The organism is Roseburia sp. AF15-21 (assembly GCF_003479505.1).
Classification (GTDB): Bacteria; Bacillota; Clostridia; order Lachnospirales; family Lachnospiraceae; genus Roseburia_C; species Roseburia_C amylophila.
Genome location: NZ_QUHG01000002.1, coordinates 301,370 through 314,415 on the forward strand (window position 1 = coordinate 301,370; position 13,046 = coordinate 314,415).

Here is a 13,046-nt window from a genome sequence, read left to right on the forward strand (position 1 = left end):
GAAAGATTGAGAAAATAATTTATGCATACAAAGAAACATGTCATCAGTGGAGTTAAGCCGGACAGCATTGCCATGGAGCTTGAGCTGGAGCCGGGAGATGAGCTGATTTCCATTAATGGCAAAGAAATAGAAGATGTATTTGACTATCAGTTCCTGACAGAGGACGAGTATCTTCTGGTGGTAGTAAGAAAGAATAATGGCGAAGAGTGGGAACTGGAAATTGAAAAAGATTATGATGAAGACCTTGGAATCGAATTTGAAAACGGACTGATGGACGATTACAAATCCTGTTCCAATAAGTGTATGTTCTGTTTTATTGACCAGATGCCGCCGGGCATGCGTGAGACACTTTATTTTAAAGATGATGACTCCAGACTTTCCTTCTTACAGGGGAATTATGTAACGCTGACCAATATGAAGGATAAGGATATTGAACGTATCATATACTACAATCTTGGACCGATTAATGTGTCGGTGCATACCACGAATCCGAAGCTTCGCTGTACCATGTTGCACAACCGTTTCGCTGGAGAAGCCTTAAAGAAAATCAAACGCTTATCAGATGCCGGAATTGAAATGAATGGACAGGTTGTACTCTGCAAGGGCGTCAATGATGGCGAAGAGTTAGAGCGGACTATCCGTGACCTGACAGAGTATATTCCAAACATGCAGAGTCTTTCTATTGTACCGGTCGGCCTGACAAAATACCGGGAGGGCTTATATCCCTTGGAAGCTTTTGAAAAAGAGGATGCAGGAAAAGTCTTAGAGCAGATTCACCGCTGGCAGGATTATTGCATGGAGCATTTCGGTACACACTTTGTGCATGGAGGAGACGAGTGGTATCTTCTGGCAGAGCAGCCTCTTCCGTCCGCAGAAAATTATGATGGATATATCCAGCTGGAAAATGGCGTGGGAATGATTACACTGCTGCGGGATGAATTCCGGGAGGCACTTGCAGCAGAAAAAGGTGATGCCAATCTGAAAAGGACAGTTACGCTGGTAACCGGAAAGCTGGCAGGACCGATTTTGGAGGAACTGACAGGAGAAATGAAGGAGAAGTTTCCAAATGTAAAGATACGGGTCCGCGTGATCCGAAACGATTTCTTCGGAGAACGGATTACCGTTGCAGGACTTCTGACCGGACAGGATATTATCGCACAGCTTAAGGACGAAGATTTGGGAGATGAGATACTGCTGCCATGCAATGTATTGCGTATGGGAGAAGATGTTTTCTTAGATGACATCACATTGACGGAGCTGAAAAGAACTTTACAAGTACAGGCAGATATTGTAAAATCAAGCGGGCAGGATTTGCTGAATGCAGTCCTTGGAAGGAGACAGAATGAGTAAACCAGTAGTAGCTATTGTAGGCAGACCAAACGTAGGAAAATCAACACTTTTTAACGTGTTGGCAGGTGAAAGAATTTCTATCGTACAGGATACACCGGGGGTAACCCGTGACCGTATATATGCCGAAGTATCCTGGCTTGACTATAACTTTACCTTAATTGATACCGGCGGTATTGAGCCGGACAGCGGAGATATTATTTTATCCCAGATGCGGGAGCAGGCACAGATAGCCATTGATACCGCAGATGTCATTATTTTTATTACGGATGTAAGACAGGGGCTTGTAGATGCAGACCAGAAAGTAGCTGACATGCTGCGCCGTTCCAGGAAGCCGGTTATTCTTGCCGTAAATAAAGTAGATGATTTTAAGAAATATATGCCGGATGTTTATGAATTTTATAATCTTGGAATTGGTGACCCGGTTCCGGTATCTGCAGCATCCAGACTTGGAATCGGTGATTTGTTAGATGAAGTGGCAAAGCATTTTACCCAGGAAATGTTAGAAGAAGCAGAAGATGACAGACCGCGTATTGCCATTGTAGGTAAGCCGAACGTAGGTAAGTCATCACTGATTAACAAGCTGACGGGTGAAAACCGTGTGATTGTTTCTGATATTGCCGGAACTACAAGAGATGCCATTGATACCGATATAAAATATAATGGCAGAGAATATGTATTTATTGATACGGCAGGACTCCGGAGAAAGAATAAGATTAAAGAAGAATTAGAGCGTTACAGTATCATCCGGGCAGTAACAGCAGTGGAACGTGCAGATGTGGTCATTGTTGTAATTGATGCTATAGAAGGCGTAACGGAGCAGGATGCCAAGATTGCTGGAATTGCCCATGAAAGAGGCAAAGGAATTATCATTGCAGTGAATAAATGGGATGCCATTGAAAAGGATGATAAGACCATTTACAAGCATACAGAGAAAATTCGTCAGATTTTAAGCTTCATGCCATATGCAGAGATTTTATTTATTTCAGCCAAGACCGGACAGCGTACCGGCAGGATTTTTGAGACCATTGATGTAGTGCTTGAAAATAACAGCATGCGTGTGGCAACCGGTGTATTAAATGAGATTATGGCAGAGGCAGTTGCCATGCAGCAGCCGCCGACCGATAAGGGAAAACGCTTAAAATTATATTATATTACACAGGCAGCGGTAAAACCGCCAACTTTTGTTATCTTTGTAAATGACAAGAACCTGATGCATTTTTCCTATACAAGATATCTGGAAAATAAGATTCGGGAAGCATTTGGCTTTAAGGGTACTTCCCTGAAATTCATTATAAGGGAAAGAAAGGAAGATTAATAAAATGTTATTCGGACGTGTAATATCAGTAGGAATCGGATATTTATGCGGTATGTTTTTATCCGGCTTCTTATATGGAAAGAAAGAAAATGTGGATTTACGTAAGGTGGGCAGTGGAAATGTAGGAACTACCAACACCATGCGTAACCTCGGCGTGAAGGCAGGCATTCTTACCTTGATCGGTGATGTGTGCAAGGTATTTATGGCAATGGTCATTGTATGGCTCATTTTCCGGAACCGTTATCCGGACAGTGTGAAGGTCTTAGAGCTTTATGCTGGTGTGGGCTGCATCTTAGGTCACGATTTTCCGGCTTATATGAAATTTAAAGGCGGAAAGGGAATTGCCTGTACCGGTGGTCTACTGATTGGCTTCTGTCCGCTGGCAGTGCCAATAAGCCTTGGAATTTTTATTCTCGTGGTAGCAATCACACGGTATGTTTCCCTGGGTTCCATACTTGGTGTAATCAGTCTTGAAATACAGATTATCGTATTTGGCCAGATGGGACTGCTTTCCGTACCGGAGCAGTATCTGACGGAGGTGTATATTGTATTCGGTTTTGTGGCGGGACTGGCAATCATTTTACATCATGCCAACATCGGAAGACTTCTTAAGGGAACCGAGAACAAATTCAGTTTCCATTCAAAGAAACAGGAAGCATAGGAAAGGAAAAAACAAATGTCTGATATCAGTATCATTGGAGCCGGAAGCTGGGGAACTGCTTTATCGGTGGTATTACATAAAAACGGTCATAAGATTACAATCTGGTCTGCACTTGCACCGGAAATTGAAATGTTAAAGGAAAAGCATGAGCAGGCAGAAAAACTTCCGGGCGTTATTTTACCGGATGATATTATGTTCACAACAGATTTAAAAGAAGCAATCGAGGGAAAAGACATGCTCGTCTTAGCAGTGCCTTCTCCATTTACCAGAAGCACAGCAAAAGCAATGAGCCCGTTCGTAGCAGAGGGACAGCTTATTGTCAGCGTGGCAAAGGGAATTGAAGAGAATACGTTAATGACTTTATCTGAAATTATTATGGAAGAGATTCCACAATGTGAGGTGGCGGTTTTATGTGGACCAAGCCATGCGGAAGAAGTAGGAAAAGAAATTCCGACCAGTCTGGTAGCAGGAGCAAAGAAGCGTGCCACAGCAGAACTGGTCCAGAACACCTTTATGAGTGAAGTATTACGTGTTTATACCAGCCCGGATGTACTGGGGATGGAAATCGGAGCATCCTTAAAGAATGTCATTGCACTGGCAGCAGGTATGGCAGACGGACTTGGTTATGGAGATAATACCAAGGCAGCACTGATTACCCGTGGAATTTCAGAGATGGGAAGACTTGCCCTTGCCATGGGAGCGAAATATGAGACCTTAAGCGGACTGACCGGAATGGGTGATTTAATCGTAACCTGTGCCAGCAAGCACAGCAGAAACCGTCGTGCCGGATATCTGATGGGGCAGGGATATACCATGCAGCAGGCAATGGATGAAGTAAAGATGGTAGTTGAGGGTGTCTATTCTGCCAAAGCAGCAATTGCTTTAGCAAAGAAATATCATGTAGACATGCCGATTATTGAACAGGTCAATGAAGTATTATTTGAAGATAAACCTGCGAAAGATGCAGTAAAAGAACTGATGCTCAGAGATAAAAAGGTAGAGCATGACGACCTGGAATGGCAGTAGGAGAAAAGGAGTTTTTAGCAGAATGGAAAAGATTCGTATCAAATATTTTACAGATAAAATCGAAAAGCTTACATATATCGATGGCAAATCCGACTGGATTGATCTTCGTGCATCCGAAGAAGTCGAAATGAAAGCAGGAGAATTTAAACTGATTCCTCTTGGTGTGGCAATGGAGCTGCCAAAGGGATATGAAGCACACATTATGCCAAGAAGTTCTACTTATAAGAATTTCGGAATTATTCAGGCAAACAGCTGCGGAATCGTAGACGGTTCCTACTGTGGAGACAATGATATGTGGAGACTGCCTGCAATTGCAATGCGTGATACCGTGATTCATGTTAATGACCGTATCGCACAGTTCCGTATTGTAGAGAATCAGCCGCAGATTCATTTTGAAGAAGTAGAAAGCCTGGGCAACCAGGACAGAGGTGGTTTCGGAAGTACCGGAATCCAGTAAATTATCAAACAGGGGGTAAATCAAATGGAAGAACGTATGGTCAAATTTTATTCAAAGGAAAACAACAATCTTGCATTACATGCAATACCGGGGCATTTTGCCACCAGTCATTCGCACATCAATTACTATATTGATGTAACCAGTATGAAAGCCCGCGTGAAAGAGGCAAAAGAAGCTGCAAAAGTGCTTTACCAGAAGACCGGTAATCCATCCTATGTAGATACCGTTGTATGTATGGACAGAACAGAAATGATTGGCGGATTTTTAGCAGAGCGTTTTGAACAGGGAGATTTTATGTCAACCAATCTGCATGAGACTATTTATGTTATTTCTCCGGAGATGAACAGCAGCGGTCAGATGATTTTCCGTGATAATACCAAAAATATGATTACCGGAAAACATATCGTGCTTTTGCTGGATACAACAACAACCGGTGAGACAATCAGAAGATGCTTAGAGTGCATCCGGTATTACGGTGGAATTATTGAAGATGTAGTAGCAATCTTCTCCACTGTTAAGGAAGTAGACGGTCACAGAGTAGAAAGTCTCTTTACCGAGAAAGATGTACCAGGCTATCAGGCATATGAGCAGCATGACTGTCCGTATTGTGCAAAAGGCATGAAGTTAGAGGCCATGGTAAATGGTTACGGATACTCTAAATTATAAAGAAAAGATAAACATTTTCTAAAGTGAAAACCCATTTCTTTCGTCGGATTGTACAAGAAAGAGATGGGTTTTCGTCACTCTGACGAAGAGATAAAAAAATGCACAGAATATCAGTCAGAACATACAAAAAAAAGAAAAATCTTTGTGGAATCCTCGCATAGCCAAAGTGCGCAATATCCTGTATGATAAGGACAGTTAAAAACGAACAAAACATTAGGAGGTTAAACCAATGGCAAGTTTATCATTAAAAAACATTTGTAAAGTTTATCCAAACGGCTTTGAAGCTGTTAAGGATTTCAACCTTGAAGTAGAAGATAAGGAATTCATCATCTTCGTAGGACCATCTGGATGTGGTAAATCTACTACACTTCGTATGATTGCAGGTCTTGAGGAGATTTCTTCCGGAGAATTATACATCGACGGAAAACTCGTTAACGACGTAGAACCAAAAGACAGAGATATCGCAATGGTATTCCAGAACTACGCTCTGTATCCACATATGACCGTATTTGACAATATGGCATTCGGATTAAAATTAAGAAAAGTTCCGAAGGATGAAATTAAGAAAAAAGTTGAAGAAGCAGCTAAGATTCTTGACCTTGAAAAATTATTAGATCGTAAACCAAAGGCTCTTTCCGGTGGACAGAGACAGCGTGTTGCTATGGGTCGTGCAATCGTTCGTAATCCTAAGGTATTCCTTATGGACGAGCCGTTATCCAACCTGGATGCAAAATTAAGAGTACAGATGCGTTCTGAGATTTCTGCTCTGCATCATAGATTAGGTGCTACAATCATCTATGTAACACATGACCAGACAGAGGCTATGACATTAGGAACCAGAATCGTTGTATTAAAAGATGGTGTTATCATGCAGGTTGATTCTCCACAGAAATTATACAATGAGCCAGATAACTTATTTGTAGCTGGATTCATCGGATCCCCACAGATGAACTTCGTAGATGCTAAATGTAATATTGAAGGAGAGAAAGTTTCCCTTACATTTGACAATACAACTGTTGTATTACCACCAGCAAAAGCTAAGAAATTAATCGAAGGCAACTACAACGGAAAAACAGTTGTTATGGGTGTCAGACCAGAAGATATCGATGATTCCCAGATTACAATTGAAACCTTCAAAGACAGCATCATTGAGACAGATGTAACTGGATATGAGTTACTTGGTTCTGAAGTATTATTATACTTCGAAGCTGCAGGAACTCAGATGACAGCTAAGGTTGATTCCAGAACACCGGCTCGTTTAGGTGATCATATCAAACTTGCTATCGATCCTGAGAAGGTTCATGTATTCGACAAAGAGACTGAATTGACAATTACTAACTAATTCGGTACAATCGAACTGAATATAGTGCAATAACCCGGGTGCTATATGCATCCGGGTGTTTTACTTTACAGGAAAGTAATTTCCTGTAAAGTAAAACACGCTCCGCGAGGATGCGCACTGCGGCGTATAAGGTAGATGTCGCAAGCGACCGCCGCAGGCGCGAGAATGTGCCAAGGCACATTCTTTGTTCTCAGTAAAAGTTTTTTCTCACATTATATATAAGTAAGGAGTGCGCAGAATGCTTTCAAATCATAAGCTACAGACAACATTAGAAGAAATCAGTGATATATCCAAAATCGGACTTGCCCTTTATGACGAAAACGGGAAGCAGGTTGCAGCAACATTTCAGATTGAAACAGATATGCGTGCAGAGGTTGTGAATTTTGCAGCATCCATGGCAGAAAGCCAGATGTTGACGGGCTATCATTTCTTTAAAGTAATTGCAGAACAGGAAGTAGAATATATTCTTCTGGCACGTTCCACTAATGATGAAGCATATATGGTGGGAAGACTTGCAGTATGCCAGATTCGGAATCTGATTGCCTCTAACCGGGAACAGTCGGATAAGAACAACTTTATGCAGAATATCCTTCTTGGAAATATGCTGGTTGTAGATATGTATAATAAGGCAAAGAAGCTGCATATTGAGCAGGCAAAGCGTCTGGTTTATGTCATAGAAGTGGATGGCAGAAAAGATTCTGTTATTGTAGAAATGGTGAAGAATCTTTTTGCAGACCGCAACCGGGATTTTGTAACAGAGTTAGACGAGCAGAACATTATCCTGATTAAGGATGCAACAGATTTGAAAACAGAAGAGGATGCATTGAATCTGGCGAAAACAATTGTAGACAATCTGCATGCAGAAGCGATGGTGCGTGTCCGTGTGGGTTATGGCAATACGGTAAATACCCTGCAGGATATTGCGAAATCTTATCAGGAAGCCAAGATGGCACTGGAAGTAGGAAGAATCTTTAATGTAGAAGAGGAAACCATTTCCTACGGAAAGCTTGGCATCGGCAGACTGATTTACCAGCTTCCGATGAGCCTTTGCGAAATGTTTATCAAAGAGATTTTTGGTGAGCGGAATATTGATTTAGATGATGAAACGATGGTGACAATCCAGAAATTTTTTGAGAACAGCCTGAATATTTCAGAAACAGCAAGGCAGCTATACATCCACCGGAATACTTTGGTATACCGTTTAGAACGCCTGGAAAAGATGATTGGACTTGATATCCGCAAATTCGAGGATGCCATGACTTTTAAGATTGCTATGATGGTCATTGCACATATGGATTACCAGAATTAGCGGCCTTGTTTTGCAGAACTATGAAAATTCAATTATGTAAATTATATGGGACAGTACCAATCGGTGCTGTCCTTTTTTCGAAAAAATTATCATGCGGAAATTGTGTAAAATGAATTGTAAAAATGAGCTTCAAGACAGAAATTAGTTAAAATGCATAAAAAAGAATTTCTTTTTTAGTTTATTTGCGGATAGCGAAAGTAAAAAAATTAGAATATAATTAATTATCGAAAAACTGCGAAAACGTATTCAGAGGGAAAACGTAATCGCAGGAAAGTATAAAATGAAACGATGAAAAGGAGAGGGAAAGATGAGAAAGTTAAAAGAACGCTTTCACAGGAAACATGGTATTGTAAGCAGAATCTTCAGTATGATACTTGCACTTGCCATGATTGTGACCATGGTTCCGGCAATCGGTGGTGCAACCACTGCATATGCTGCGAGCCCGACAATCCGGTTGTACCTGGACAAACCAAGTACATGGAATACACCGGTTGTCAATGTCTGGGCTGCCGGTGCTACGGTAGATAACCATGGCGCAGGGAATGCCGCCATTTCACAATGGGGGGATCAGGAAAAACCAAAGCTTGCATATGAGGAAAGTTCTGGACTCTATTATGTAGATGTACAGAGCAGTGAGTGGACAGGTTTTCAGTTTGTTGATGCAGGTTCTACTGAGAAGGCTGCACCGGAGATAAAGACAGAAGGAGCTGCAATTGAGCAGATTAAGACTTTTACTTCTGATACAAGCATTTATTGTTTATTGGATGATAAGGGAAAATATCAGTGGTATAAGGATTCTTCAAAGAATGAAACATTGATTCCAGAGTCTGTACCAACAGAATGTGATCTGACTATTAATTATAAGAGCACATTAGGCAATGATGTTGCTGCATATATATATCATGAGACCAATAAGCCGGCAGGTGAATGGCCGGGAAAAACCATGACTGCAGCAGAAGGTCATGAAGGCTGGTATACAATGCATCTGACATTAGATAACAGCACAGATTATGATCTCATTTTAAATGATGATGGACATGGAAACCAGTTAGACGGAGTAACACTTTCTACAAAAGGAAAGGCAGAAGCAGAGTACTGGTTCGATGGTTCTTTGTCAGAGACAAAACCTGCTGATTGGAAATATGTTACAACCATTCATTATCTTGCATCAGGAATGGGAAGCACTATTTACAATCATATGTGGGGAGCAGATGCCTCTGCAACAGGAGCAGGTGTTGGAAAAGAATGGCCGGGCGGACAGATTTCAGAAAATGCTGACCATTCCGGATGGTATGATGTAGTATATACACAGGATGTAAAACAGAATTTCAGCTGCATTTTTAATAATAACAGTGGGGCACAGACGGATAATATTGATGTCTCTGTAACATCAACAAGTACTGAACTCTGGGTTACCGGAACCAAAGCTGGTGGTGATACAACCGTATATAAAACAGCACCGGACAGCTGGGAGGCACCGGTTCCAGACCATACATTTACAATGTATTATTACAATGAAGATTTATCAACAGACACAGACATGGGAAAAGTTGATATGTGGATGTGGAATGCCGGATTAAATGGATCATATGTTTTTGATGAAACAGAATATGATGCTGCAAATAATGTGACATGGTTTAAAAAGACCATTACAGTTGCCGGCAGTAATGTGGGAAAAACAGTAGGATTAAAGGCACGTTATGACATAACACAAGGATGGGATGGCGGCTCTGATACCGCAGACCGTTCTTTTACAATAAGCGGTGATGAGAATGAGGTATTATATTATGTGGATGGTTCAGATCCGGTTCATGAGAAACCTGTAATCGTACCAATGGAAAAGAGATACCTTGTATTGGATTATGAGAATCCAGGATTAAAAGAAAAAGGAATTACACCACAGTTCTATACATGGTCATCAGGATATGCTTCAGCATTAACCGATTTTACATACGTAGGTGGAGATAAATGGACAATAACAATTCCTGCAAAACCATCCTGCACAAAGGTTGATTTTTGTATTGCATTAGATTCAACAGGTGACCCATGGATTAAAGATGGTGGAGACCATTCCGTTACATTCCCTTCTGACCAGAAGGTTATCTATGCCAGCATGAAAGCCGGCAGTGAGCCGGAAATTGCTATGCCATATAATACTGGCTATGAAGTAGATGCAGAAAATCAACAGGTATCATATTACTATCGTGATGATGCAGCATTTGTAGATGGCACCTTAAAGGATATGACAGTATCTGTTGATGTAGACGGAACAGAGTATCCAATGACATACAATGATACAACAAAGCGTTTTGAGTATGTAAAGAGCGGCTTGACAGATGGTAAAACACATTATCGTTACAAAGCAAATGGAACTTATGCTGTAGATGCATTCAATTCAAACAGTGAAGAGTACAAGAAAGCAGATTACTCATATTTTGAATACTATAAATTAAATGCAACAGTTACAGCAGAAGTTATGAATAAATCCTTTAACTACAACGAAAATGATGTTGTTAAGTTTAAGGTTGAACAGGATAGTTCAGATACGAAAACATTAGAAGTAGCTAGTGCTAGTATCGATGTTTCTTCCCTTGGCGGAAGCAATGCAATGCCGATTGAACCGGAATTGCAGGCAGTTACCATTTCTGCTACAACAGATACAACATTAGGAATTAAGACATTACCAATTACTGTAACAGACCAGTACGGTAATAAATTCAGTACTACAGTGGATGTTGAAATTACAGACCGTGTGAAGGAAAACAAAAATGATTTCGACTGGGATGAATCTGTTGTCTACTTTATGGTGACAGACCGTTTCTTTGATGGTAATGAATCTAATAATACAGCAAGTGGTGCAGATACATATGGAGACAATCCGGGACTGTATCATGGTGGAGATTTTGCAGGTGTAACAGCTAAGTTAGATTACTTACAGGATTTAGGTGTAAATACAATCTGGATTACACCAATAGTAGAGAATGTGAAAGGTGTAGCTGTAACAGATGAAGGTTCAGAAGATGTTCCTTATAATGCAGCATACCATGGATACTGGGCAAGTGATTTTACAAAATTGAATCCTACACTTGGTACAACAGAAGAATTTGAAACTATGATTAGCGAAGCACATAATCGTGGCATGCGTATTATGGTTGATATTGTTGTAAACCATGCTGGATATGGTACAGAATCAACATTTGCTGATATGCTAAGGGATAAGAGTGTCAGTGAAGGAGATATTAAATCATGGCAGTCTGGCTTGCCGGATTTTGCAACAGAGAAGGCAGATGTCAGAGCAAAATTAGTAGAATGGCAGACATCATGGATGAAGGATTATGGTGTTGACTATTTCCGTGTAGATACAGTAAAGCATGTTGACAGTACAACATGGGCAGCACTTAAAAATTCTACAACAGAAGTAAATCCATCCTTCAAGATGATTGGAGAATATTATGGCGCAGGATATGCGTCAAATGGTAGTACCTTAGGTACCGGTCAGATGGATGCAGACCTTGATTTTGATTTTAATGACCAGGCAACAAGCTTTGTCAGTGGTAATATTTCTTCTGTAGAAAGCTTCCTTTCTTCCAGAAATACAGCACTTAATAACGCATACATGACAGGTCAGTTCTTAAGCAGTCATGATGAAGATGGATTTAAGGCGTCCTTAATGAACGGAAAAGGATATACCGAGGATGAGGCAACATCAGCAGCGTTAGTTGCAGCTACCTTACAGCTTACTGCAAAGGGTATTCCGGTGATCTATTATGGTGAAGAAGTTGGTTTAAGCGGATTAAATAATTATCCATACCAGACTAATAGATATGACATGGATTTCTCTCTGGCAACAGAGGACAATGTAACTTATCAGCATTATAAGAATCTGCTGAGCATCCGTAATGCATACACAGATGTATTTGCAAGAGGAAGCAGAAAGGTTGTGGCAAGTTCTGATGAGGAAGGTTATGATGTAGTTTCAAGATCCTATGGAGGAACAACCTTATATGTTGGTATGAATATCAAGGATACCGCAAAAGAAGTAAAAGTTCCGGTTAATGCATATGCAGGAAATACAGTTGTAAATCTTTATGATGGTAAAACATATACTGTTTCTTCTGATAAGACAGTAACAGTTACCATTCCGGCAGCAAAGGATGGCGGTACTGTAGTGCTGAGAGCAGATAAAAAGATTAATCTTGACATTACTGTTCCGGGTAAAGATTTCCAGGAAGTAATTGATACCATTGATGCTGTGGGAGATACAGCAAAGATTAATGTTACAATGCCAGATACCACAAAAGTTCCGGCAGAAGTATTCAATGGCATGATTGGAAAAGATATTACCATTACCTTCAAGCTGAACGACAACGTAAGCTGGATTGTAAACGGAAAGAACATTGTAAGTAAATTAAAAGATGCAATAGACCTCGGCGTAACCGTAGGTAAGAGCAGCATCCCGGCTGATAAGATTAAAGCATTAGCTGGAGACAACAAGACTATTGAACTTTCACTGGCACATGACGGAGCATTTGGATTTGATGCTACACTTCGTGTCAACGTTGGTGCAGAGAACAGTGGAAAATATGCAAACCTTTACTATTACAATGAAAAGACCGGAGCATTAGAATATGTTCAGGCTGTAAAGGTAAATGCAGACGGAACCGTTGATTTCAAATTCTCACATGCATCTGAGTATGTTATTGTACTTAGTAATACAGATATGAAACCAGCAGCATCTACAACTCCGAATGCAACACCTGTTGTAACAGCAGAGAAGCAGGTTAAGACAGGAGATAATACTCCGATTGCCTGCATGGTAGTATTGTTATTCGTTGCAGGAGCAGCGGTAGTTGTACTTTACAGAAGACGTAAAAGAGTCTAAGCAGAGCAAAACTGCAAACAGGAGAGTTTAGTTTTTAT

Annotated in this window: 9 protein-coding genes; all 9 read left to right on the forward strand. The window is 40.7% G+C overall.

The window, feature by feature from the left end:
- Positions 1-21 precede the first annotated feature (21 nt).
- The 9 genes from DWW33_RS04485 to DWW33_RS04525 all read left to right on the forward strand — a co-directional run bounded on the left by DWW33_RS04485 (position 22) and on the right by DWW33_RS04525 (position 13,008).
- Positions 22-1,350, forward strand: coding sequence for a DUF512 domain-containing protein (locus tag DWW33_RS04485; RefSeq protein ID WP_022242466.1), 1,329 nt, complete (start codon positions 22-24; stop codon positions 1,348-1,350).
- Entirely contained in the window at positions 1,343-2,665 is a 1,323-nt protein-coding gene (gene der, locus DWW33_RS04490; RefSeq protein WP_118638927.1) for a ribosome biogenesis GTPase Der, read from the forward strand. The genes DWW33_RS04485 and der overlap by 8 nt, the downstream gene beginning before the upstream one ends.
- Positions 2,666-2,669: 4 nt before the next feature.
- On the forward strand, positions 2,670-3,326 hold the full coding sequence (gene plsY / locus DWW33_RS04495) for a glycerol-3-phosphate 1-O-acyltransferase PlsY (protein ID WP_022242468.1): 657 nt from the start codon (positions 2,670-2,672) through the stop codon (positions 3,324-3,326).
- A 15-nt stretch (positions 3,327-3,341) separates the two neighbouring features.
- Positions 3,342-4,352, forward strand: a complete 1,011-nt coding sequence (locus tag DWW33_RS04500; protein ID WP_118638928.1) for an NAD(P)H-dependent glycerol-3-phosphate dehydrogenase — start codon at positions 3,342-3,344, stop codon at positions 4,350-4,352.
- 22 nt (positions 4,353-4,374) lie between these two features.
- On the forward strand, positions 4,375-4,809 hold the full coding sequence (locus tag DWW33_RS04505; RefSeq protein WP_117698185.1) for a dUTP diphosphatase: 435 nt from the start codon (positions 4,375-4,377) through the stop codon (positions 4,807-4,809).
- 24 nt (positions 4,810-4,833) lie between these two features.
- Entirely contained in the window at positions 4,834-5,475 is a 642-nt protein-coding gene (locus DWW33_RS04510; protein ID WP_022242471.1) for a phosphoribosyltransferase, read from the forward strand.
- Between the two features lie 229 nt (positions 5,476-5,704).
- Positions 5,705-6,817 carry an ABC transporter ATP-binding protein gene (locus tag DWW33_RS04515; protein WP_117698184.1) on the forward strand — a complete coding sequence of 371 codons (1,113 nt, stop codon included), beginning with the start codon at positions 5,705-5,707 and terminating at the stop codon, positions 6,815-6,817.
- Positions 6,818-7,055: 238 nt separating this feature from the next.
- On the forward strand, positions 7,056-8,126 hold the full coding sequence (locus tag DWW33_RS04520) for a PucR family transcriptional regulator (RefSeq protein WP_117840832.1): 1,071 nt from the start codon (positions 7,056-7,058) through the stop codon (positions 8,124-8,126).
- A gap of 307 nt (positions 8,127-8,433) precedes the next feature.
- Positions 8,434-13,008, forward strand: coding sequence for an alpha-amylase family glycosyl hydrolase (locus tag DWW33_RS04525; RefSeq protein ID WP_243088528.1), 4,575 nt, complete (start codon positions 8,434-8,436; stop codon positions 13,006-13,008).
- The last annotated feature ends 38 nt before the right edge of the window (positions 13,009-13,046 follow it).